At 61.7% G+C, this 22760-nt stretch carries 31 protein-coding genes; 19 read left to right on the top strand and 12 right to left on the bottom strand.

Annotated elements, in window-relative coordinates; genetic code table 11:
* Positions 1-275: 275 nt before the first annotated feature.
* On the top strand, positions 276-800 hold the full coding sequence (locus tag NKF25_RS11465; protein ID WP_253226790.1) for a GNAT family N-acetyltransferase: 525 nt from the start codon (positions 276-278) through the stop codon (positions 798-800).
* A gap of 33 nt (positions 801-833) precedes the next feature.
* Here NKF25_RS11465 and NKF25_RS11460 read toward each other — a convergent pair whose 3' ends face one another.
* Positions 834-1139, bottom strand: a complete 306-nt coding sequence (locus NKF25_RS11460; protein ID WP_253226789.1) for a hypothetical protein — start codon at positions 1137-1139, stop codon at positions 834-836.
* 33 nt (positions 1140-1172) lie between these two features.
* On the bottom strand, positions 1173-1538 hold the full coding sequence (locus NKF25_RS11455) for a helix-turn-helix domain-containing protein (RefSeq protein WP_253226788.1): 366 nt from the start codon (positions 1536-1538) through the stop codon (positions 1173-1175).
* A 211-nt stretch (positions 1539-1749) separates the two neighbouring features.
* Between NKF25_RS11455 and NKF25_RS11450 the strand changes: the two genes are divergently transcribed.
* The 6 genes from NKF25_RS11450 (at position 1750) to NKF25_RS11430 (ending at position 5836) form a co-directional block, all read left to right on the top strand.
* Positions 1750-2049, top strand: coding sequence for a HalOD1 output domain-containing protein (locus NKF25_RS11450; RefSeq protein ID WP_253226787.1), 300 nt, complete (start codon positions 1750-1752; stop codon positions 2047-2049).
* Positions 2050-2143: 94 nt separating this feature from the next.
* Entirely contained in the window at positions 2144-3595 is a 1452-nt protein-coding gene (locus tag NKF25_RS11445; RefSeq protein ID WP_253226786.1) for an MATE family efflux transporter, read from the top strand.
* Positions 3596-3668: 73 nt separating this feature from the next.
* Complete coding sequence (locus tag NKF25_RS11440) at positions 3669-4457, top strand: DUF2182 domain-containing protein (RefSeq protein WP_253226785.1); 789 nt, start codon at positions 3669-3671, stop codon at positions 4455-4457.
* A 61-nt stretch (positions 4458-4518) separates the two neighbouring features.
* Positions 4519-4644 (top strand): hypothetical protein, encoded by a 126-nt coding sequence (locus NKF25_RS24220; RefSeq protein ID WP_256486825.1) that lies wholly within the window; start codon positions 4519-4521, stop codon positions 4642-4644.
* 67 nt (positions 4645-4711) lie between these two features.
* Positions 4712-4906, top strand: coding sequence for a cold-shock protein (locus NKF25_RS11435; RefSeq protein ID WP_007979825.1), 195 nt, complete (start codon positions 4712-4714; stop codon positions 4904-4906).
* Positions 4907-5122: 216 nt separating this feature from the next.
* Positions 5123-5836, top strand: coding sequence for a DUF2270 domain-containing protein (locus tag NKF25_RS11430; protein ID WP_253226784.1), 714 nt, complete (start codon positions 5123-5125; stop codon positions 5834-5836).
* Positions 5837-5983: 147 nt separating this feature from the next.
* Here the strand turns inward: NKF25_RS11430 and NKF25_RS11425 are convergent, their stop codons facing one another.
* On the bottom strand, positions 5984-6601 hold the full coding sequence (locus tag NKF25_RS11425; protein ID WP_253226783.1) for a hypothetical protein: 618 nt from the start codon (positions 6599-6601) through the stop codon (positions 5984-5986).
* Between the two features lie 125 nt (positions 6602-6726).
* Here NKF25_RS11425 and NKF25_RS11420 point away from each other — a divergent pair, with 125 nt between their 5' ends.
* Together NKF25_RS11420 and NKF25_RS11415 are read left to right on the top strand one after the other, a co-directional pair.
* Positions 6727-7338, top strand: a complete 612-nt coding sequence (locus tag NKF25_RS11420; RefSeq protein ID WP_253226782.1) for a metal-dependent hydrolase — start codon at positions 6727-6729, stop codon at positions 7336-7338.
* A gap of 63 nt (positions 7339-7401) precedes the next feature.
* Positions 7402-7932: a 50S ribosomal protein L16 gene (locus tag NKF25_RS11415; protein ID WP_253226781.1), complete on the top strand. Its 531-nt coding sequence runs from the start codon at positions 7402-7404 to the stop codon at positions 7930-7932.
* 67 nt (positions 7933-7999) lie between these two features.
* Here the strand turns inward: NKF25_RS11415 and hisE are convergent, their stop codons facing one another.
* Genes hisE through NKF25_RS11395 form a run of 4 tightly spaced genes read right to left on the bottom strand, consistent with a single transcriptional unit; the run spans position 8000 to position 9573 of the window.
* Positions 8000-8284, bottom strand: coding sequence for a phosphoribosyl-ATP diphosphatase (gene hisE / locus NKF25_RS11410; protein WP_066144653.1), 285 nt, complete (start codon positions 8282-8284; stop codon positions 8000-8002).
* A complete protein-coding gene (locus NKF25_RS11405) occupies positions 8281-8733 on the bottom strand; it encodes a bifunctional nuclease family protein (RefSeq protein WP_253226780.1) in 453 nt (150 codons plus the stop codon). The genes hisE and NKF25_RS11405 overlap by 4 nt, the downstream gene beginning before the upstream one ends.
* Before the next feature lie 53 nt (positions 8734-8786).
* A complete protein-coding gene (gene pdxT, locus NKF25_RS11400) occupies positions 8787-9371 on the bottom strand; it encodes a pyridoxal 5'-phosphate synthase glutaminase subunit PdxT (protein WP_253226779.1) in 585 nt (194 codons plus the stop codon).
* Positions 9372-9408: 37 nt separating this feature from the next.
* The gene (locus tag NKF25_RS11395; protein WP_066144645.1) at positions 9409-9573 is read right to left on the bottom strand and encodes a preprotein translocase subunit Sec61beta; all 165 of its coding nucleotides are present in this window, start codon (positions 9571-9573) and stop codon (positions 9409-9411) included.
* Positions 9574-9727: 154 nt separating this feature from the next.
* Here NKF25_RS11395 and NKF25_RS11390 point away from each other — a divergent pair, with 154 nt between their 5' ends.
* Positions 9728-10687, top strand: a complete 960-nt coding sequence (locus NKF25_RS11390; protein ID WP_253226778.1) for a phosphotransferase — start codon at positions 9728-9730, stop codon at positions 10685-10687.
* 127 nt (positions 10688-10814) lie between these two features.
* Positions 10815-11084, top strand: coding sequence for a thioredoxin (gene trxA / locus NKF25_RS11385; protein ID WP_066144638.1), 270 nt, complete (start codon positions 10815-10817; stop codon positions 11082-11084).
* Between the two features lie 48 nt (positions 11085-11132).
* Here trxA and npdG read toward each other — a convergent pair whose 3' ends face one another.
* A complete protein-coding gene (npdG, locus tag NKF25_RS11380) occupies positions 11133-11801 on the bottom strand; it encodes an NADPH-dependent F420 reductase (protein WP_253226777.1) in 669 nt (222 codons plus the stop codon).
* A gap of 202 nt (positions 11802-12003) precedes the next feature.
* On the opposite strand from npdG, the gene NKF25_RS11375 reads away from it, so the two are divergent.
* The 6 genes from NKF25_RS11375 (at position 12004) to NKF25_RS11350 (ending at position 18251) form a co-directional block, all read left to right on the top strand.
* On the top strand, positions 12004-12819 hold the full coding sequence (locus NKF25_RS11375) for an aldo/keto reductase (protein WP_253226776.1): 816 nt from the start codon (positions 12004-12006) through the stop codon (positions 12817-12819).
* Between the two features lie 88 nt (positions 12820-12907).
* Positions 12908-13861, top strand: a complete 954-nt coding sequence (gene kdgK1 / locus NKF25_RS11370) for a bifunctional 2-dehydro-3-deoxygluconokinase/2-dehydro-3-deoxygalactonokinase (RefSeq protein WP_253226775.1) — start codon at positions 12908-12910, stop codon at positions 13859-13861.
* Positions 13862-14018: 157 nt separating this feature from the next.
* Complete coding sequence (locus NKF25_RS11365; protein ID WP_253226774.1) at positions 14019-15425, top strand: NAD(P)/FAD-dependent oxidoreductase; 1407 nt, start codon at positions 14019-14021, stop codon at positions 15423-15425.
* 131 nt (positions 15426-15556) lie between these two features.
* Entirely contained in the window at positions 15557-15853 is a 297-nt protein-coding gene (locus NKF25_RS11360) for a DUF6432 family protein (protein ID WP_066144610.1), read from the top strand.
* 154 nt (positions 15854-16007) lie between these two features.
* Positions 16008-17126, top strand: a complete 1119-nt coding sequence (locus tag NKF25_RS11355) for an aminomethyltransferase family protein (RefSeq protein ID WP_253226773.1) — start codon at positions 16008-16010, stop codon at positions 17124-17126.
* Positions 17127-17324: 198 nt separating this feature from the next.
* Positions 17325-18251, top strand: a complete 927-nt coding sequence (locus tag NKF25_RS11350; RefSeq protein ID WP_253226772.1) for a sulfide-dependent adenosine diphosphate thiazole synthase — start codon at positions 17325-17327, stop codon at positions 18249-18251.
* A 129-nt stretch (positions 18252-18380) separates the two neighbouring features.
* Here NKF25_RS11350 and NKF25_RS11345 read toward each other — a convergent pair whose 3' ends face one another.
* On the bottom strand, positions 18381-19067 hold the full coding sequence (locus NKF25_RS11345; RefSeq protein WP_253226771.1) for a class I SAM-dependent methyltransferase: 687 nt from the start codon (positions 19065-19067) through the stop codon (positions 18381-18383).
* A gap of 609 nt (positions 19068-19676) precedes the next feature.
* Between NKF25_RS11345 and NKF25_RS11340 the strand changes: the two genes are divergently transcribed.
* On the top strand, positions 19677-20012 hold the full coding sequence (locus NKF25_RS11340; RefSeq protein ID WP_253226770.1) for a hypothetical protein: 336 nt from the start codon (positions 19677-19679) through the stop codon (positions 20010-20012).
* On the opposite strand, the gene NKF25_RS11335 is transcribed toward NKF25_RS11340, so the two are convergent.
* The 3 genes from NKF25_RS11335 to NKF25_RS11325 form a co-directional block, all read right to left on the bottom strand.
* Positions 20009-20908, bottom strand: a complete 900-nt coding sequence (locus NKF25_RS11335; protein WP_253226769.1) for a thiamine-phosphate synthase family protein — start codon at positions 20906-20908, stop codon at positions 20009-20011. The two genes, NKF25_RS11340 and NKF25_RS11335, sit on opposite strands and share 4 nt — an antisense overlap.
* Complete coding sequence (gene dcd / locus NKF25_RS11330) at positions 20905-21495, bottom strand: dCTP deaminase (RefSeq protein ID WP_066144595.1); 591 nt, start codon at positions 21493-21495, stop codon at positions 20905-20907. Before dcd ends, NKF25_RS11335 begins: the two co-directional genes overlap by 4 nt.
* An 83-nt stretch (positions 21496-21578) precedes the next feature.
* Positions 21579-22301 carry a Yip1 family protein gene (locus NKF25_RS11325; RefSeq protein ID WP_253226768.1) on the bottom strand — a complete coding sequence of 241 codons (723 nt, stop codon included), beginning with the start codon at positions 22299-22301 and terminating at the stop codon, positions 21579-21581.
* Between the two features lie 82 nt (positions 22302-22383).
* Here NKF25_RS11325 and pth2 point away from each other — a divergent pair, with 82 nt between their 5' ends.
* Positions 22384-22722 carry a peptidyl-tRNA hydrolase Pth2 gene (pth2, locus tag NKF25_RS11320; RefSeq protein ID WP_253226767.1) on the top strand — a complete coding sequence of 113 codons (339 nt, stop codon included), beginning with the start codon at positions 22384-22386 and terminating at the stop codon, positions 22720-22722.
* The last annotated feature ends 38 nt before the right edge of the window (positions 22723-22760 follow it).

Here is a 22760-nt window from a genome sequence, read left to right as displayed (position 1 = left end):
GGTTCAAATCCGGGAGGCGGCATGTTTCTGCGAACAACGTGAAGGAGCGAAGCGACTGAACCGTGAGCGGAAAATCTGCACCCGAGCGAATTTGAATCCTGCCTGTCGTGCGCAGCGAAGCGAGCCACGTCTGGTTTTGGTTCAAATCCAAAAGACGGCATGTTTCTCCACGAAATAGTACCCGAGTAGAGAGTACTCACTGATCGTGATTTGAAACCGATGCTCGCCCAACCCGACCGAATACTGTTTACACTGACGAACAGCAATCCTGACACATGTGCGAGGAGGTCACCATCGTCCGCACGGATATCGATGGATACGAAGACGAGTTGCGCGAACTGCTTTTGGACTACTTCGCCAGCGCGGACGAACAGGGGAGGGAGTGGTTCGACGATGATGATTTCGGTGCCGACGCCGAACGACTCGTGGCTGACGACATCGGGCGACTCGAATCGACGACGCTGACCGAACCGCTCTTTCTGGCGCTGGACGACGGCCGAATCGTCGGATCGGTGCAACTGAAGCGACTGGACGAGACGACCGCGGAGGTGAAACGACTCTACGTGAAACCGGCCGACCGGGGCAAGGGAATCGGTCGGAGACTCGTGGACGAAGTGCTGACGGAAGCGGTTTCGGACGGCTTCGAGACGCTCCGATTGGGTGTGGCCCCGTTCCACGAGCGCGCCCAGTCGTTGTATCGCGACCTCGGGTTCGAGTTCACCGAACCGTACGGGAAATCCCAGACCCCGGCGGAAATCCGGGACGACTGGAACTTCATGGCGCTCTCGATTGTGGACTGACGGCGCTCGATTCGTTCGACGACGGAGTACGGATCATCTGGTGCCGACCAGCGAGTAGAACAGGAACACGAGGCCGAGGCCGACGAGTGCCGACTCACTCGTGTGAAGGGCGAGTATTTCGGTCGCGTCGAGTTCCTGTGTCCGCTTTACGAACAGCTCGTAAACGAGGTCGATCAACGAGCCGAACGCGATGAGACCGAATCCGAGTATCGCGTATCGGAACGACCCTCCTCCCACCCGTTGGGACGCTCTGTAACTCAGATACGCGAGTATGGTGCCGATGAGGAAGACGAACACGTTCGTCAGGACGAACGCCCAAAATATCGTTCCGTTCACCATGAGTACCCCCCTCTGGACCGGGCGGAACGCATGTCAGTTGTCCCCCGTCTCCGACCGTCCGAGCTTGGTCCATGCGGAAACGAATCGGTCGATGAGGTCCTCCTCGAACCGGATGGTGACGACGAACTCGTCACCGCGGATTTCGAAGCAGATACGGTCCATGTTCGTCCGGTAGGTGTTGTAGTGGTTTCCCCCATTGTCGATGACCATCCGCTGTTCGAGGAGGTTGTACTCCTGAAGTTTGTTTATCCGCCGATAGACGGTCGGTTTCGACGCATCACACCCCCGAGCGAGTTGCCCTGCTGACATGGCTGTCGAACTGCTCAAGAGGAGGATGTCCCTCGCGGTCTCGCTGGCGAGAACGTCGAAGATGTCGTCCGGCCCCCACTCCTTGCTCACGGACGAAAGTACGGTCCCGCGGGATAAAAATGTCAGCTGTACTGTTCGTCAACCTCTCGGCGTTATGAGCCACGTTGTCGCCCGATTTCGGGTTCCGAAACTGCGGGTCTGTTTTAATCCCGTCGGGGACCATACGTGCCTACAAGACGAGTTGGGAATCGAGCGAATTCGTCTCGATGCTCGACTCGCTGATGAACGACAAGTGAGAACCATGAAAGAGTCACCGACCGAGATATCTGCCGATTCGACCGAGACAATCCTATCGAAGCAACACGACTACGAACGCACCCTCGACTCCAACGAGTCCGTCTGTGAAGCCGTGGTGTCGGCAGTCACAGCGTTGGAAAACGTCGATATGGCCGATCTCGAACCGCTGTATTCGGCCGTCGATGGGGATGCACTCGAACGGGTAACCTCGTCGAATTCGGTATCGTGTGTTTCGTTCGACTACGTCGGATATCGGGTCGAAGTACACGACGGGTCGCGTGTGGTCATCTCCCCTGCGGAGTGAACTATCAATCGGTTACTGCTGTGAACGACCGTCGAACTCCCTCTTTCTTACCGCATTTGAAAGGAATTTTTACTTTCGATTCGAAACACCCACTGTGGACTCCCGTTTCCCGAACCCGGCTCGATTGATCATTCTCGGTATCGGTCTCTCGCTCTCCCGTCTCGGCCTCGTCGAACCGAAAAACGTGCGGCGAACGACGGATCTGGCGTGGCCCCGTATCGTTACCGGTATCGCTCGCATGTCGAAAAACGCCGTCGACGTGGCGTTCGTCGGCATCGCCATCGGTCCCGCAGCCATCGCTGGCGTCGGATTCGCCTCGCCGTTCTGGGGAATGGCGTTCTCGCTCGGCGGGGGGTTTGCCGGCGGAACGATCGCACTCGTCTCACAGCGGTACGGGGCGGGAGCGTACGAGGAGATGGGTCAAGCGATTCGGTCGAGCGCCGCGCTCGTACTGTTGGTCTCCCTCCCCGTCGCGGCCGTCTTCTGGCTGTTCTCCTCGGAACTCATCTCGCTGATCACCGACAAACCGGCCATCGTCCGATTGGGCACGACGTATCTTCACATCATCTCGCTGGGCGTTCCACTCGCGTCGCTCAATCTCGTCGGCAGTCGGATCTACATCGGTGCCGACGACGCGTGGACGCCGATGGTGATCCGTGCGGGCGGTGCCGTGAGCAACATCGTTCTGAGCGCCGTTTTCGTCTTCGGACTCGGAATGGGTGTCGCCGGTGCGGCGTGGGGAACCCTCCTCTCGAACATCGTCGTGACCGTCGCGTTCGTCGCCGGCGTCGTCGCCGGTCGCCTGCCGGGAATGGGTGACCTCCCCGTGAAGGTGGACCCCTTCGGAACGTATCTCGACGTGGAAACCTTTCGACAATTGGTCCACATCGGCCTTCCGGTCGTCGGTCGGAACATGGTGTGGACGGTCGCCAAATTCCCGATGCTGGCCATCGTGAACCTGTTCGGTCCGAGCGTCGCCGCCGCCTACGTAATCAGCCGACGGATTTGGGGACTGATGAACACGCCCGGATGGGGGTTCGGACTGGCATCGAGCAGTCTCGTCGGGCAGGAACTCGGGGTTGGGAACGAACGAACCGCCGAGACGTACGCCCGCGACGTCGTTCTCTTCTCGGTAGCCACGTACTTCGTCGCGGCCGCCATCGTGTTCGCGTTCGCCAAACCCATCGTGCTTCTGTTCGTCTCCGACCCGGGTGATCCGTCGGTACCGACGGCGGTTTCGCTCGTGTACGTCTCCTGTTTCGCTATTCTGGCACAGGGTGTCAACGGTGCGGTCGCCGGTCCGCTCGACGCCAGCGGTGACACTCGCTGGCCCTTCTTCGCCCAAGCGGCGGGGATGTTCCTCTGTTCGATACCGGTGGCGTATCTCGGTGCGACGATACCGGCGATCGGACTCGTCGGACTGTATCTGTCGTACATCGCCGAAACGACGGTTCCCGCGGTGCTCAACTATTACCGGTTCTCGACCGGACGGTGGAAGGTCATCAGTCGAAACTTCCGACCGGAAGCGTCGTATGCGGACGACTGAACGGTCGTGATGCCGTCGTCGGAGAGTCTTATACCCGTTGCAACCGTAGTTAACTCGAAAACCGGGGGGACTCATGATACACATCTTCCGTCCAGTGCGGGCGTTTCTCGCCCGGCAGCGACATCCGGTCGTCCTGTTCACGTACGGACTCGCAGTACTCGCGTGGCTCCTTCTCGCGACCCGTAGCGTCCCCATGCCCGGGGCGGACATGGTCATGCGGATATCGGCACCGGGAATGCCGGAAGCCATGGCCCTGTCGGGCGGATTCCTCGGCGTCGGTCTCTACCTGCTCGTGTGGGGGGCGATGATAACGGCGATGATGTACCCGTCATCAGCAAACGCGTTTCGGGCGTACTACGAGGCAAATCGGGACACGACGAGCGGACGGAGGAAGACAGCCGTCGTCGCCACGATGGCCACGTACACGCTCGTCTGGGTTCTCACCGGTTTGGTGCCGCTCGGCGTCGCCCTGGTGATTCCCATCGCCACTCTCACACCCGGAAACTGGACGATTCTCCTGGCAGTAACGTTGCTGCTGCTGTCGGCCTATCAACTCACCTCGCTCAAGCGCCATCACTTGGATCACTGTCGTTCACCCGAGCGCGATTTCGCGGGTGGAACGAGTGGGATTCCGAACGCGGTTCGGTCGGGGTGGCGACTGGCGCTCGATAGCATCGGCTGTTGCTGGGCACTGATGGCGCTCATGATCGTCGTCGGGTCGATGAACCTGCTTTGGATGGCCGCCCTTACCGTGCTGATCTCGGCCGAAATACTGGCACCCGGCGGGGAACGACTGGCAAAGGGCATCGGCGTGTTGTCCGGTCTCGGTGGAATCGGTGTGGTGATCGTGGGGGCGATGTGACGACCCGGGCTTGCATATTCGCCCACAAACCGTAACCATCGTCCGCTCGAACTCCTCTATCATGAGACTATCCACACCAGTTCTCGCCCTCGGAGTCGTACTGTTCTTCCTCCCGATTCCCGGGACGTTCATCACCGGTGCGCTCGTTCTCGTCGCGGGTGCAATCGCGCGATGGCTCGGCGAGTAGCGCCGTTGTTCGTGGTAACACAACTCTCGGAAGTATTATCTATGGGGCACCACTCCATACAAAAGCAATGGCGAAAGGCAAAGTTGATTTCTTCAACGACACTGGCGGCTACGGTTTCATCTCGACGGACGACGCGGACGACGACGTTTTCTTCCACATGGAGGACGTGGGTGGCGCTGACCTCGAAGAGGGACAAGAAATCGAATTCGATATCGAACAGGCCCCGAAAGGCCCCCGAGCGAAGAACGTCACCCGTCTGTAATCGGGCGACACTTTTGCGAGCACTACTGTAACATCCATATTTTCTGTACCCCGAAACGGCTAGCGACGCGACCGGTTCGTGTGTGACTCACCCGTCAACTAGCTCGGCCGTTTGCGCATCAAGCCCGACCGTTTTGCGCTCCAAACCACCACGGTTTTCACCATACAGCACAATATTCACTCCTATCGTAGAAACGGCGAGCTACGTCATCGACCCATGACAACCAACGAATCAGACGAACCATCGAACAACAGTGGTACAGAGATCGGAGCGGGATTGTTCGAGGAGAACATGGGTCCGAGTTCGGCGCTCGCGCACATGTATCGTGGAGAAATCCACCGCATGAAGTTCTGGCGCGAGCGCCTCGACCGGACGAGCAATTGGGCGATAACGTTGATGGCGGCCATCCTGACGTGGGCGTTTTCGAGTCGGAACAATCCCCATTACATCGTCCTCCTCGCGATCATCACGGTGAGCATCTTCCTGCTCATCGAGGCCCGCAGGTACCGCGCCTACGACATCTGGCGGTCTCGGGTCCGAATGCTCCAGCAGAACGTCTTCGCGTTGGCGCTCGACGACTCGAAAGGCGTGGTGGACGAGGACTGGCGGCAAAAGCTGAGCGAGGACTACCGCAACCCGAAAATGAAGGTATCCCTGGAGGAGGCGCTGGCCCACCGACTGCGTCGGGTGTACGCCCCGTTGTTTTGCATTCTGCTCCTGGCGTGGGTGTTCCAGTTGACGGCCTACACGCCGTCGGCGAAGTGGCCCCAATCGGCGGCGATCGAAATGATTCCCGGTACGGTCGTCACGGGTCTCGTCGTGGCCTTCTACGCGGGACTCTTCGTCATCGCCTACCGTCCCCGGACGTGGCACATCAACGGCGAAATCCTGCCGAGCGACGTGACCGGATGGGATTACTCGCGGGACTGACGCCCGTCGACTTCTTCGCCGTGAACTCCCATCGGTGGCGGTTTTTCGATGTGAACAGGAGTTCTACCGTCAGGTGGGGGAGCGACGTCTGGAAAACGCGGACAACGAACTGAACGCGCTCACCCCACGAAACCGGACTGTGTGATTTCAATCCTTTTCCCTCGATAGCCGCGCGAGAAGCGTCTCGACGGTTTCGGCGAGCAGGGTGGTACCGAACAGCGCGACCAGCACCGCCCCCGCGGCGTCGAAAATCAGGTCGACGATGGTGTCGCTCAGGCCGTACTGGATGAGGACGGGTTTCACGCCGATTAATCCGGCGCTCGCCCGCGCCGTGAACTCCAGCACCTCCCAGATCACACCGGCGGCGAGCGTGAACAGGAGGACGTAGACGAACATGAATCGCGGCGGGAAGTAGACGGCGTCGGAGTGTTCGTCGAAGGCCCGTGCAGTCGCGTAGCCGACGCCAGCGACGAGGGTCGCCGAGAGTAGGTGCGTGAGGTGGTCCCACCACCAGACCTCGTCGTATAACCCGAGCATGCCGATGGCGTGGAGGAAGACGGCGACGGTGATCCACAGCGTCAGCGTCGGACTGAGCGAGAGGCGGTAGTCCCGCTTTAGCACGCCGGGGAGGAACGTCACCCCGAGCGCGAAGCTCCCGTTTATCAGCACCCCGACATTCCGCGTCACGAGGCCGACGAACGCGACGCTGGCGATGGCGAACTGCAGGAATCGGACGAGGCGATACGAGGAGAGATCGATCTCCATCGTTGCTCGATAGGTGACGGGGGGAGTAAACGCTGGCTATCCGTTCGTCTCCCGTAAATATGGTTCATGATACCATACAACAGGCCGACAGGTGTTTATGCAAACATTGCCTATCGATGTTACTCATGATGGCAACGACCCACGCCCTCCTCGGCGTGCTACTCGGGAGCGTCTCGCTCTTCGTCGCGCCGGAGTTGGCTCCGGTTGCGGTTCTCGCGGGATTCGCTGGCGGCGTGTTTCCGGACTTGGACCTGTACTCGGGTCACCGGAAGACCCTGCATTTCCCGGTGTACTTCTCGATCGCGGCGGTTGCAACGCTGGCGATCGCAGCGGTCGTGCCGACAGCGTTGACGTTCGCCGTCGGGTTCTTCCTCCTCGCGGCGGCGGCACACTCCGTCTCGGACGCGTTCGGCGGTGGCTTGGAACTCAAGCCATGGCTCGGCCAGTCCGAACGTGCGGTGTACGACCACTTCCGCGGTCAGTGGATCTCCCCGCGTCGTTGGATTCGCTACGACGGCGCGCCGGAGGACTTCGCACTCGCGTTCACGGTCGCACTGCCCAGCCTCGTGCTCTACGACGGAACGATCCAAACGCTCGTGGTCGGCGCAGTCCTGATTTCGGGCGTCTACGCGCTTCTACGCAAACCCCTCGTCCGAATCGCGGAATGGATGGTCGGGCAGATCCCCGACCACCTGCTGGCGTACGTTCCCGACCGCTTCGTCGGGGATTTCGTCTAGCCAGCGGCGAACACGCTTCGAAGGGTTTATTCACGCCCTGACCATCAGACTTCAGTAGTAACTATGTCCGACAAACCTGCCTCGATGTACCGGGCCATCGACAAGCCCTCGTACACACGACGCGAATACATCACCGGAATTCCGGGTTCGAAGATCGCACAGCACAAGATGGGCGAAGTGGACAGCAACGAGGACGACTACCCAGTTCAGATCTCGCTTATCGTCGAAGAGGAGTGCCAGATTCGCCACGGCGCACTCGAAGCCTCCCGCCTTTCGGCGAACCGCTTCCTGCTCAAGAACATCGGCGAAACCGGCTACAAGATGATCCTCCGCAAGTTCCCCCACCAGGTCCTGCGCGAGAACAAGCAGGCGACCGGTGCGGGTGCGGACCGTGTTTCCGACGGAATGCGACAGGCGTTCGGTAAGCCGGTCGGAACGGCAGCACGAATCGCCAACGGCGATCGAGTGTTCACCGCGTGGTGTACCGTGGACGACGCGCCCCTCGTGAAGGACGCGTTCCGCCGTGCGTACAACAAGATTTCGCCGCCGTGCCGCGTCATCGTGGAACGTGGCGAAGAAAAACTCGTCAGCTAAATCCGATTCGTTGTTTTCGGCAGTCACACGCAAAAAGCGAACGCGCTGTCTTTCGCGTTACAAACGCTCAGCGTCGTGCTTCCAGTTCCTCTCGTAGATCCGCCGGTTCCATATCTTTCATCGAGAGCAGGACGAGTAGGTGATAGATGACGTCCGACCCCTCGTAGGCGATTTCCTCGTGGTCGTCGTCCTTGGCCGCGAGGATGAGTTCCGTCATCTCCTCGCCCAACTTTTCGAGGACGGCGTTTTCGCCCTTCTCGTGGGTGAACAGCGATGCGGTGTAGGAATCTTCCGGAAGCGTTTCCTTTCTGTCTTCGATGACCTCGAACAGGTCGTCCAACGTGTCGTTCATGGACCGATTTGAGCTACGTCCCGAATGTCTTGAAGGTCGTCGAACTGTGCTCGCGCTTGGTGTCCGTGTTCGAACACTTCGTCGGCGACTTCGATCGGCGTGTTGGTGCGGGAGGCCAACGCGAGCGAATCGCTGGGACGGGCGTCCACGACTTCGTGGCCGCGTGGCGTCTGGATGTGAAGGTCGGCGATGTAGGTGTTGTCGTCCAGTTCGGTGACGACGACGCGTTCGACACGTCCGCCGAGTTCCTCCATCACGTCGAGGAGCAGGTCGTGCGTCAGTGGCCGCCCGATGTCTTCGGCTTCCATCCCACGGGCGATGCTGATTCCCTCCTCGAATCGGATAAAAATCGGGAGCACGTCGTCGCTGTCGTCGGGTGAGAGGACGACGACTGGGAGTGGTCCCTCTCCCGTCGGGGCGACACGTACCGCATCGATTGAAACGTCCATGGGGAGCAGAAGGTTCCCAGCGGCAAAAACTTGCTTACCGTCGGCGAAAATCGCTACTCGTCGCGGAAAAACGCGAGTTCGTGAATCCGGTCGTCGGGTGTCAACTCCGGATGGAACGACGTGCCGACGACCGGCCCGTCCTGCACCGCGACCGGCCGTCCGTCCCACTCCGCGAGGACGGTCGCCGACCCGACCTCGCTGATGAGCGGCGCACGAATGAACACGGCGGGAAACGGGTCGTCGAGTCCGGTCACGTCGAGCGGCGCTTCGAAACTGTCCTTCTGGCGGCCGAACGCGTTTCGCTCGACGTTCACGTCGAGCAAGCCGAGGTTTTCGACCCGCTCATCACCGGCGTCCTCGGCGGCGACGATAAGACCGGCACAGGTCGCGAGAATCGGTTTCCCATCCTCGACGTGGGCTTGTATCTCGGGGGCGATTCCTTCCGATTGGAGGAGTCGGGAGATAGCAGTCGATTCGCCGCCCGGCATGCAGAGAAGGTCACAGTCGGGGACGATACCGGACTGTCGGATTTCGGTGACGGAAACGGACTTCCCGTGGGCGGTTCCGGCCCGTCGAATCGCGTCGGCGTGTTCGCTCACGTCGCCTTGAACGGCGATGACGCCAGCGTTGAGACTCATGGCCGATTCTTCGAAGCAGGTCGGGAAAAGGGCCTCGTTATATCGCGAGGTAGTTCAGGACCAAGATTGCGACGCCGAAGAAGACGCCGAACGCGACGACCGATCTGGGGTCGATTCGAATCGCGTTCCGGTCTTCGGCATCGAAATATCGAACGAGTCCGGCGCTGGACATCAACCCACCGGAGTTTTGACCACTGCTCATAAGTTGGGTTCCGGGAGCGGACGGGGTAAACCTTTCGCAACGAGAACGTTTTCCGGCCGTGGACGAGAACGGGGTGAAACCGAAGCGGGGAACGGGTTGCCATCCGTTCACACCGTCCCCCAATCCATTTATCGGATACGGGAAACGTTCGTTTATGGACGAACAGATCGCGTCGGCGCTCGGCGACGCGTTTCCCTGCCGCGACGTGGAAGCGGTACACCCCTCCGGCCCGTCGTGGAACGAGCAGAACCGGACGGTCGATATCGAATTTTCGGACGGGGAACGGGTGTTTCTGAAGATGGCTAACGACGGCGACGGAACTCGAATCGCACGCGAGCGGGGCGTCATCGCCCATCTCGGTGCCAATCGCGTCGTCCCCGTCCCGGACGTGCTGGCGAGCGAGACGGCGGGAGACGTTCCGTACCTCGTGACGGCACCGGTGGACGGGGAGAACCTGCTCGGCCTGTGGTCGGACGCGAGCGTGAGCGAGCGAGCGGAACTGGCTCGGCAGGTCGGAATCTCCCTGGCAACCGTCCATTCCTGCCGATTCGAGAACCACGGCCACGTCGTCGGTGGCGACGAGGACGGACTCGACCTGGAAACGGAACCGTGGACGGACGTGCTGGTCGGACGGATGACCGAGATGCGCGAAATCGCGTCCTCCGGCCGCTTCGATCACTATTTCGACGAGGTCGTCGAAGCCGTCGAATCGAATCGGGAACTGTTGGACGACACACCTGCCGTGCTCCTCCACGGCGACCCCGCCCGTCCGAACTGCTTTTTGTGCGAGGACGGAATCGGCTTTCTCGACTGGGAGATAGCACACGTCGGCGACCCGGTTCGCGACGTGGAGCGGACCCGAAACCTGCAAATCGAGTCGCTCCGCTCCGACGGTCCGGAGGAAGTCGTTGCCGCGTTCTACGACGGCTATCGGGAGCGGGCCGGTGGTCTTCCGGACGGGATCGAGGACCGACGGCCGATATACGACGTCGTTCGATTCCTCGACCACACCGGCGTGTTCGACAAGTGGGCCGCGTTCCTCGACGAGGACACCGAGGAACTCGCCGACTGGACGAAGGGCGAAATGGAGCGACGGCTGGCGAAAATTCACTGACCGTGGTCCGCCGACTGCGGTTTGCTGGCGGCGGTTCGCTGACGGTTGCGTGATGACAACTGGCGGCAGAGGTGGTTGCGGAAGAAACCCTTATGCACGCGGCGAGTGAAATTCACAACAGAAACGCATGACCGTGAAATTACTCGACTTCTACGCAGATTGGTGTGGTCCGTGCAAAACGCAAGATCCGATTCTTGAGGACTTGGAGGAGGACTGGGACGAAAGCGTCGAATTCGAGAAAGTTGACGTGGACGAGCATCAGGATATCGCCAACGAGTATCAGGTTCGTTCGATTCCCACCATCGTCATCGAGGACGACGAGGGCGTCGTCGAACGCTTCGTCGGCGTCACCCAGCGTGACGACTTGGAGCGCGTTCTCGAAGAAGCGGGCGCGTAAGTCCATCGAAAATCAGTTTTTGTTGCGTGCGAACACGACCAGCGGACGCTATTCGAACCGGATGCCGACGTCGTGCATCCCCTTGTTTTCGAGCGCGAGGTTGATGAGCAGCGGCGTCACGCTCTCGACTTCCGCGCTGTTCGCGATGCCCCCGGCATCGAGCGCTCGTAGTCCCTCGATTTCCTCGGCGAGTCGCCGAATCATCTCCTTTGCGTCCTCGTCGTCCCCGACGATCAGCGTGTCCTGTTCGATGTCGAGTTCGAGGTCGGCGAGCCTGTCGGCCGAGAGGCCGTGGAACGCGCCGACGACCGGAATCCCGTCGGGTGCGGTGTCCGCGACGAGTTCCGTGACGCTCCCTGCTTTCGGCGGCTTGTAGTGGAAGCCGGAGTCGTCTCGGTTCATCCCGACGGCGGGCGTGACGAGCACGTCCACGTCGTCGAGTCGGTCGGCGACGGATTCGACCGTGTCGCGGATGTGGAACGGCGGGACGGCGAGGACGACGATGTCCCCGCGCTCGGCGGCCATGCCGTTCTTGAAGCCGTTGATGGAGCGGGAGACGCCGAGGCTATCGAGTTCGGTTTCGTACTCCTCGGCCTTCGCGCGGGCTTTTGCGGGGTCGCGCGAACCGATCACGATTTCGTGGTCGGTGTCGAACGCCCAGCGAAGCGCGAGCGCCTGTCCGATGTCGCCGGTTCCTCCCAAGAGTGAGATTCGCATACAGGGGTGTCTTCCGGCGGGCGGTTAAGTTCTCCGAAACCCGCACTTATCGGGGGCGACCGACGAACTCCCGCACGATTTTGCCCTCGATTTGTGGACGATAGAGTGGCCGAAACTCCTTTCCGTCACCGGGTTACGAATCCCCCACAGAATTTCCGACGCCACAACCGCTTTTTCCCTCCTGCCCCTTGGAAAATACACGATGACATACGACGCCGACAGCGACGGAATTCCGAAACTGGGTATCGGGACGTGGGAGAACACGGACGGCAACGAGTGTGCACACAGCGTCGAGTACGCCCTCGATTTGGGCTACGAACACGTCGACACCGCCCAGGCCTACGGCAACGAGGAACACGTCGGGCAAGGAATCACCGACTCGTCGGTGGACCGCGAGGACTTCTTCCTCGCCACGAAGGTCTGGGCCGACAACCTCGAACACGACGACGTGCTCGAAACGACCGAGGAGAGCCTTAACAAGCTCGGGACGGACTACGTGGACCTGCTCTACATCCACTGGCCCGCCCGCGAGTACGACCCCGAGGAGACGCTCGCGGCGTTCGACGAACTGTACGACGAGGGCAAGATCGAGCACGTCGGCGTGAGCAACTTCCAACCGGAGCAGTTGGACGAGGCAGCCGAAATCCTCGACGCGCCAATCTACGCGAATCAGGTCGAGATGCACCCGCTCCTGCCGCAGGACGAACTCGTCGAGTACGCACAGGATAACGACATCACGCTCGTCGCGTACTCGCCGCTCGCCCGTGGCAAGGTGTTCGACGTGCCGGAACTGACCGAAATTGCGGAGAAACACGGCGTCAGCGAAGCACAGGTCAGCCTCGCGTGGATCACGTCGAAGGACAACGTCGTCGCCATCCCGAAGGCGACCGGCGAGGATCACATCGAGGACAACTACGCCGCCCTCGACCTCGAACTGGACGACGAGGACATCGAGAAAATCGACGACATCGGCAAGACGGAGCGGCAGGTCGACCCCGACTTCGGGCCGTGGAACTGACTCGCTGAAATCGGCACGTAGCTGAAACGAACTCGTTTTTCGACCCCGCATCGGGGAAACTATGAGCTCCGAGGTTCATCTCCGGAATATGACCGACCTCGTGACATTCGGCGAGACCATGTTGCGTCTCTCGCCACCCGACCGCGAACGAATCGAGAGCACGTCCACCCTCGAACTCCGTGCCGCAGGCGCGGAGAGCAACGTCGCCATCGCCGCCCATCGCATTGGAGCGGAGACGATGTGGACGTCGAAACTCCCCGATTCGCCGCTCGGACGCCGCGTCGCCGCCGGACTCCGCCAGTACGGCATCGAGACCGAAATCGAGTGGAGCGACGAGGGCCGACAGGGAACGTACTATCTGGAATTCGGAACCGACCCGCGGGGGACCAGCGCCATCTACGACCGCGCCGACGCCGCCGTCACGACGGCGACGCTCGACGACGTGCCGCTCGACCGGATTCGGGACGCCAGCATGTTCTACACCAGCGGCATCACGCCCGCGCTGTCCGACACGCTCGAATCCACTGTGGACGAGGTGCTCGCGGAAGCACAGGACGCCGGGACGACCACCGCGTTCGACGTGAACTACCGCTCGAAACTCTGGTCGCCCGCCGAGGCGCGCGCGTCGCTCACCGAACTGTTCCCCCGAATCGACGTGCTCGTCACCGCCGAGCGCGACGCCCGAACCGTCCTCGATCAGTCGGGTGACGCCGCGGACATCGCCCGCGACCTCGCCGACGAGTGGGACTTCGAAACCGTCATCGTCACCCTCGGCGCGAACGGCGCGCTGGCGCTCCACGACGGCGAAATCCACGAACAACCCTCGTTCGAGACCGACACCGTGGACCCCATCGGCACCGGCGACTCCTTCGTCGGCGCGTTCCTCGCCCGCAGACTGGCGGGTGAATCGGTCCCGACCGCGCTCGAATACGGCGCTGCGACCGCCGCGCTCAAACGGACCATCCCGGGCGACGTGGCCGTCGTGACGCGGGAGGAAGTGGAGAACGTGATGGACACCGAAGGACGAGATATTTCGAGATAACGAGCGAGACGAACGGACCCATTTGGTTTTTTGATCAGTATCGTCCAGCACACTGTCACGCGTGTTGTGCGAGCGTGATCGATGACATCGTACCGTGAAACCAGCCATCTTGACCGTCGCCTAAACCACTAACCTCCCCGACGACCAATCGACCCGTATGGCAACGCACGTCGTCATCGTCGGGGCGTATGGAAGCGCGGGGGTCGCCGTCGCACAGAGCCTGGCCGAGGACCCGAGCGTCCGGTTGACGCTCATCGACGACGGCGACCCCGGCGGTGGGCTGTGTATTTTGCGCGGCTGCATGCCGTCGAAGGAGGTGCTGTCGGCGGCGGCCCATCGGTATCAGGCGCGCCACGACCCGCGGCTTTCGGAGACGCCCGAGGTGGATTTGGAGTCGGTGGTGGACCTGAAGGACGACCACGTCTTGGGCTTCGCGGAGCATCGCCGCGCGGCGGTGCACGACCTCGCGGAGGGGGAGAACGTGGAGTTCATCCACGACACCGCGCGGTTCGTCGACGACCACACGGTCGAAGTCGGTGATCGAGCAATCGAGGCGGACTACGTCGTCATCGCCACGGGGTCGAAAGTAAACGTTCCCGACCTCCCGGGGATGGACGAAGTGGAGTACATGACCAGCGCGGACGTGCTGGACGCGACGGCGTTCCCCGACTCGGGAATCGTGATGGGATTCGGCTACACCGGCCTCGAACTCGTGCCGTACCTCAGCGAGGCGGCCGGAATGGACCTCACCGTGATCGAACACGACCCGCGGCCGCTGGACGAGGGCGACGCGCCGTTCGGCGACGAAATCCTGGACATGTACCGCGAGGAGTTCGACGTCGACATCCTGACCGAGACGGAGGAACGGCGCGTCGAGTCCACGGGCGACGGGGTTCGATTACACGTCGAGCAAAACGGCGAAACGAAATCCATCGACGCGGACGAACTGATCCTCTTCACGGGACGAAGACCGAACCTCGATGGACTCGGGTTGGAGGACACCCCGCTGTCACCGGACGAGGGATGGGTCGAGGAGACCATGCAGGCCCGCGACGACCCGCGGACGTTCGTTGTCGGGGACGCGAACGGCAAAGAGCCGATTCTCCACGTCGCCAAGGAACAGGGCTTCAAAGCGGCCGAGAACATCCTCGCGCACGTTCGCGGCGACGACCTCGAACCGTACGAGAACGTCCATCATCACGTCATCTTCTCCGGCGTCGGCGTGTATCCCTTCGCCAGAGTGGGCCTCTCGGAGGACGCGGCGGAGGCCGAGGGCAGGGAGTACGTCGCCGTCTCCCGGCAGGCGTCGGACGACGGCGTATTCAAGACCAAGCAAGCGTCGAGAGGGTTGGCAAAGCTCGTCGTGGACGCCGAGGACGGGACCGTCATCGGCTATCAGGGCCTGCACTACCACGCCGACGTGATGGCGAAGACGATGCAGGTCGTCGTGGAGCGTGGGATGGACGTGCGCGACATCCCGGACCGGGCGTACCACCCGACGACCCCCGAGATTCTGGACGGATTGATTCGGGACGCGAGCGAGAAGGTCGGGACGGATCGGTAGTTCACGGCGTCGATCGGTTCGACGAACCCCTCGTATGCGGATCAGGTCGAGGTCCCGTTTCTCCGAACTGGACCGCCCGCTGAACCTAACTGGGAGGTAAGGCTAAAAACCGGGGTGACATAGAAATAGATATGAAGGCCAAGCGGGAGTATCGGCGCCGTCCGGACACCGAGGTCCAAGTACTCGATGCCCTCGTGGACCGGAGCGAGGACGGAATGACGGTCTTCGAACTGCGGTCACACGTCGAGGCGGGCATCGACGAGTTGGAGGACGCGCTCGCGAACCTGAAACGGGACGGTCTCATCGAAGCGACGATGCGGAACGGGCGGACGCTCATCAAACCGGACACGAAGGTCGTTCCAGACCCCGAGGAGGAACCCGACGAACCGTCGTTCGTGGACAAGATCATCGAACGCCTGCCGCTGTAGTTTCGGACCATCGTTCCGGATTCGGCTTCGTGCTGTGATTCAACTTCGTGCTCCGTAATCGGTTCCGTGCTCCGCTTTCGATTTCACATGTCGTAGTCACTACCCAGCGTTCCGCATCCGACGTTTTTACTCCCCCGCGCACCCGACTACGAGTATGAGCCTCGAAACCGTACACGAAGACCACGGGGCGACGTTCTGTTCGGTCGGCAACCGCCGGGTGCCGCGCGACTACGGCAGACCCGAGCGGGCACACCGTGCAGTCAGGAACGGCGTCGGACTCACGGAGATGCCCTACGGCGTCCTCGTGGTCTCCGGCGACGATCGGATAGAGTACGTCGACAACGTCGTCTCGAACCGGATTCCGCGCGAGGACGGACAGGGAACCTACGCCCTCCTGCTCGACCCACAGGGGCGAATCGAACTCGACATGTACGTCTACTGTGCGGGCGAGCAACTCCTGCTCTTTCTCCCGCCCGGCGAAGCGACCCCGCTCGCCGAGCAGTGGCGCGAGAAGATATTCATCGAGGATGTGGAGATATCCGTCGCCACCGACCGATTCGCCATCTTCGGCGTCCACGGTCCCTACGCGACCGAAAAGGTCGCCAGCGTGCTGAACGACGTGAGTACGCCGGACGAGCGCCTCTCGTTCAACAGGGGAAAGATGGCCGACGTGGGCGTGACGGTCATCCGCACCGACGCGCCGACGGGCGAGGAGGGCTACGAAGTCGTCTGTACGACCGGAACGACGACCGACGAGATGGACAGGGAACGGTCGAACGTCGAACTCGTCTTCGACACCCTGATCACGCGCGGGATGAACGCCGCTCCCTTCGGCCGGACGACGTGGGAGTCCCTGACGCTCGAAGCGGGAACGCCGCTGTTCGAATACGAACTGGAGGGTGAAATCCCGAACGTGCTCGGCCTGCGGAACGCGCTCGACTTCGAGAAGGGTTGTTACGTCGGACAGGAAGTCGTTTCGCGCGTCGAGAACCGCGGCCAGCCGAGTCGCAGGCTGGCGGGCCTGTTCCCCGATTCCGTGCCCGAAAGCGGCGCGGCGGTCTTCGACGGCGACGAATCCGTCGGCGAAGTCACCCGCGCCGTTGACAGTCCGTCCCTCGACCGACCCGCCGCGATGGCGCTGGTGGAGTACGACGTGGGGATGGATTCGGAACTGACCGTCCGCGTCGATGGCGACGAAGTGGCCGCGGAAATCGCCTCCCTACCGCTCGTGGACGGGAGCGACCCGTCAGGCCGTGCGCCGCAGTACGACTGAGCGACGTTTAAACGACGATTGACCGACGATTTTTCTCGAATCGAACGCGACAACTGAACCCTTGCTCGTGGGTGTTCGAATTCCCAGTAACATCACCGCGTACCCGTTGTGATCGTTCACAGCCATCTTCCTCAGCTCTGCTTCTGTCACTGGCAGAGGGAAACGGTTTTCAACCACTTAGTAATATCACTAGGTGGTATGCACGGATTCGACGGCTTTGCGGACGTCAGCGAGGCGGAGGTCACACGAGCAATCGGCACCGCGTGGAGCGAGGAGTTCACCGAGTTCACCGACACCGAGGTCATCATCGTCGGCGGCGGCCCGTCCGGGTTGGTCGCGGCGAAGGAACTCGCCGAGCGCGGCGTGGACACGATGGTCGTGGAGAAGAACAACTACCTCGGCGGCGGCTTTTGGCTCGGCGGGTTCCTGATGAACAAGGTGACGGTTCGCGACCCGTCACAGGACGTGTTGGACGAACTCGGCGTCCCATACGAGGAGTCGGACGAGGCCGAGGGTCTCTACGTCGCGAACGGCCCGCACGCCTGTTCCGCGCTCATCGAGTCGGCGTGCGCCGCCGGAGTCAAAATGCAGAACATGACCGAGTTCACCGACGTGGTCGTCCGCGAGGGCCACCGCGTCGGCGGCATCGTCATGAACTGGACGCCGGTCCACGCGCTCCCGCGCGAACTCACCTGCGTGGACCCCATCGCGGTGGAGTCCGACCTCGTCATCGATGCGACGGGCCACGAGGCGGTGGTCGTCTCGAAACTCCAAGAGCGCGGCGTCCTCGACGCGCCCGGTCTGGAGCACGCACAGGAGCACAACACCGGCATGGACAAATCCGGAGAGGGCGAGTACGGCGCGCCCGGCCACGACTCGCCGGGTCACGACTCGATGTGGGTCGCAAAGAGCGAGGACGAAGTCGTCGAACACGCCGGAAAGGTCCACGACGGGTTGATTTCCACGGGTCTCGCCACCGCGACGACTCACGGACTCACCCGCATGGGACCGACCTTCGGCGCGATGTTGTTGTCGGGTAAGCGCTCCGCGCAAGTCGCGCTGGACGAGTTGGAAGTCGGCGGCACGGTGGAGATGACGGGCAGTCCGTCACCCGCTGACGACTGAACGGGCGAGGCAGGTTCGTCACGGACGAACCGTTCTTCGGTCGAAAGTATACTCAACCAATTGTTCATCTATTCAACTATTTTGCGAGGCGGGCGAATTCGTACGGTCGACCCCCGTCGTGGACGACCCCTATCGACTTTCCGCCACTCGTCCACCCGTGATTCGCACCACGCCCAGCGCGTGCTCGCTATCCTGAACATCGACTGCTCCCGCCGACAGCGCCCGCCGCGACTCCGCGATTCGTTCGTCCAGCACGTACCAGGGCGGTTTTTCGAACGCGCTGATATCGCCGGGTGTGGAGGCGAGAACGAGTCCCTTGAAAGCCAGATTCACGGGCCACGAGTAGGTTCGTGAACTCCGCCCGGCGTCGAGGAGCGCGAGATGGCCGTCGGGACGGATTTCGTCCAGCCAGCGGGTGACGGTGCCGTGCGGGTCGCCGAGCATCCCGATGACGAACGTGGCGAGGACGGCGTCGACGTCCTCGCGGGGCGAGAACGTCGCTGCATCGGCCTGCACGACGTGGACGTTCTCCCAGCCTTCGCGGTCGATTCTGTCCCGCGCTTGGTCGAGCATTCCGCGCGTAAAATCGACGCCGACGACGCGACCCGCCGGACCGACGCGTTCCCGCAGGTGAGGGAAGTTCGCGCCGGTCCCACAACCCATCTCGATCACAGTGTCCCCGGGCGAGAGGTGCAGTTCGTCGGCGACTCGGCTTCGGAGTTCGGAGAGGCCGGGTGTCGCCACTGCAAGGAGGTCGTATAACTGCGCCCACCGTCCGTAGAACTGTTGTGCGGCAGTCGTTCCACGCCGTGACATGCATGGTCGTACGACGGAGTCCGATAAAAGAAATCGGGCTGTCACCACGAACGTCGGAAGTGTGAACGTGACTCGACACGAGGGCCGACGAGGCGTGATTCGTACTAATCTCGTTTGGGAAATTCGAAGTATCAAATCTATTCAATCGGATGGACAAGTCCGTATACGGACCGATCAGAAAACGCCCACAGAGCTGAAGTAATTCGAGGTTCGTACTTATACTACGTGACAGTCGAGATGACAGACTCCGGTGATTGAGGACTGTCATCAAAGCCAACTGTTCGGAGGATGGGACGGTTTCGGAGACAGTATTGAACACGCTACGAGGCGCCCCCATCCGTCATCGAAACATAACGGGTCCACTCGGAACGACGGACACGACGAAACGAAACTTCGAAAACACGAACGGGTGATACGTCGGCCCAGACCCGAAGCTACAGGCGTAGTTCGAAGAAAAATGTCACCTCGTGTACCCCTACCCGAGGTGAATAGAGAGTGATGCCGGATTGGTATATACTTTGTGTGTGCCACTTCGGCGCGCGGACATAAACGACCCGCACAGGCAACCAGGACAAACACAGAATGAACGGGACAATACAAAACGAAACCATGCAATCATCGTCTGACACCGGAGAGATTCCCGCTGAATGGGAGCGATCACCCATCAGAGGGGACGAGATCCAACTCCAGCATCGGGACGGAGATATCGCCGTGAAGGCAGTCAGAGCGTCGATTGCGGACGAATGGGAACTCGAACTGGAGGACAGCATCGGAAACAGATACACCACGATCCGACCGGTCGGCCGCGTCGCAACGCGCGACCGTGCCGTCTCGGCACTTCTCTCGCTCGCGGAGACCGTCAACGACATCCGTCGTGAGCGGGAGGACGTTCGACCGGACGACATCGTCCGCGAGGTACAGCGCAGCGAGCGGGTTCCGGTTTAAACGATTTCCCGCGCGATTTCAGCCACTTCTTCCGCGGAGTTCCCCAGAACGTAGACGATGGGCTCGATACCGTAGCCGCCGGTCTGATAGAGCACCGTCGCGTCGGGCGTCCCGTCGAGCGCCGTCTCGATTGCCGTGCCGAGGTCGTCGTACTCGGCGTCGAACTCGGCGGTCGCACGGCCGGTCGATTCGAGTCGCTCCACGATTTCGGGCGCGTACCTGATGTTGAGCGCGGCGTGGACGTCCGCGCCCTCGTTCCGGGCCGCGAGGAGGATGGAGGCGACGTGCCCGCTGACGCCGAACTCGGGGTCGGCCGGAATCGTCGCCCGTCCCTTCACGTCGAAGATGCGACCGGGAATCCCGGCCACGTCGTCGATGCTCTCGGCGTTGGGGAGACACTCACAGAGGTTCGACCCGACCGCCGGAATGAGCGACGTGAAGCCGCTCGTTCCCTCCACGATGTGCACGCCGCGGCGCATGGACGAGAGGACGCGTTCGGTCGCCCGTAGTTCGTCGTCCGGGTCGTGAACGTTGAAGTCGCCGCCGTATCCAGCCAGTTCGGGCATCGCCTCCTCGTGGAGTTGTGCGATGAGGTCGCGGTCCTCAAGTCGACGGATGAGCACTTCGACCTCCACGAGCGCCTGTAGCTGGCTCATGCTCTCGGTTGCCAACCCTTCGCCGATTTCGTCCACGAGGCGGGCGACCCGCTCGTCCTCCCGAACCCGCTCGTTTCCCGCCACGTCGCCGTGCGCGTACTTCGAAACCGCGCTCTGGCTGATGCCGAGGGCGTCCGCGACCTCGCTCTGGGTCAGGCCGCGCTCCCGAAGGTCCTCGGCGAGCATCGACCGAAACGTCGGGAGGAACTCCTCGACGACGACTTCCTCCGCGAACCTCACAGTTGGTCACCGCCGAACTCGTGGTCGCTGCCGATTCGGGACGCCTGCGGTCCGGCTTGGTCCTGATATTTCGAGCCGCGTTCGGACCCGTAGGGTCGATCAGAGGGGTTCTTGAGTTCCGTGAAGATGAGCTGGGAGATTCGGGTTCCCGGCTTGAGCGCGACCGGCGCGGTGCCGAGGTTCGACAGTTCGAGCGTGATCTGGCCGCGATAGCCGGGGTCCACGACGCCAGCAGTGGCGTGGACCACGACCGCGAGTCGCCCGAGCGACGAGCGTCCCTCGACGTGTGCCAGCAGGTCCGACGGGATTTCGACGCGCTCCTTCGTCGTTCCGAGGACGAAATCGCCCGGATGAAGGATGAACTCGTCGCCCTCGTCCACGATGGTTTCGGTGACGTAACTGTCCACCTCGTCCTCGCTGTCGGGATGGATGCAGGGGATGTTGGTGCGCTGGAATTCGAGGAACTCCTCGCCGAGTCGGAGGTCGATGCTCGCCGGTTGAATTTGGAGATCGGGTTCGTCTATCGGTTCGACGACCAGTTCCCCCGATTCGAGCCGTTCGTGAATGTCCGCGTCCGAGAGTATCATTGTCGAAAACAGGGGAAGGGGTACCTAAAGGCTCTCCGGTCAGTGGGCGTTCGTCGGGGGGATTCTCGGGACACGAATCGGAACTAGCCGAGCGCTCCCATAACGAACAGCAAAACCGCGACGATTCCGGCGGCCGCCGCCGCTTCACCGGTCCTGAGCCGTCGGGCGTGTTTCAACCCGTACGTCCAGACGACACCCTGCCAGAGCGCTCCGAGGGCAGAGACGAGTAGCGTCCCGCCACGGGCTTTCGCGATGAGCGACTGGAGTTGGTCCGTCAGGATTTCGACGTTGCTTCCCGAAAGGTCGACGTGCTGGAGCGCGATGTAGAACAGTCCGAGACCGACGAGCGCCTGCACCAGCGACGGCAGCATTCCCCAACCAGCGACCGCCAGCGTGCTGGAAAACGACCCCTCGCCGTCGAAGAGGGCGGAGGTGACGTGCAGTCCGACTGCGGTCAACGGCCATCCGACGAGGATGCCGACGAAGACGAGCGGGACCTTCTTCTGGAACTCCTTCCAGAGGAGGTCGCCGACGACGACGGTTTTCGTCTTCGGTTGTGAACAGCCATCGGACACCGGATTGTCCTGGTAGAACTCATCGTTGCAGAACACGTCGGCGGGGCGATTCGGGTTGTCTATCTGCGTCGTCCCGGTCATTCGTTGGCTCAGCGACCATCCAATAACTCCGAAAATCGCCGTCGAAAAAAGCGCGACGACGAGGACGACGGCCAACGCGCTTCCCAGACTCGGTCGCGGCGTTCGTTCCTCGAAGAACGTGTCGGGGTGAAAGAGGGCATCCGAAAGCATACATTCGCATATTTGTCACGTATAATAAGCTTTCTCGAATCGAGTAGGAGCGCTTTAGTTCGCCACACCACCATCCAGAGGTATGAAACAGGCCATCGTCGCTCGCACCGACATCGGGATGGGGAAAGGAAAACTCGCCGCGCAGGTCGCTCACGCGTCGCTGTCGGCGTACGAGGATACCGGAGACCGAGCACGAAAACGGTGGAAGGGCGAGGGTCAGAAGAAGGTCGTCCTGAAGGCGGGAAGCGAGGAGGAACTGTTCCGTCTCGCGGAGAAAGCACGGGTGGAGGGACTTCCGAACGCCATCATCCGCGACGCCGGACACACGCAACTTGACCCCGGTACCGCCACTGCCCTCGCCGTCGGTCCCGCCGACGACGACCACGTGGACAAGGTCACCGGCGACCTTTCGCTGTTCTGAGAACCCTCCGAAATATATCAAATCCGAAATCTTTTGCC

It is taken from the genome of Haladaptatus sp. AB643, from assembly GCF_024136975.1.
GTDB lineage: Archaea > Halobacteriota > Halobacteria > Halobacteriales > Haladaptataceae > Haladaptatus.
The sequence above is the reverse complement of the archived record's forward strand: the minus strand, read 5'-3'. Positions and strand labels throughout refer to the sequence as shown.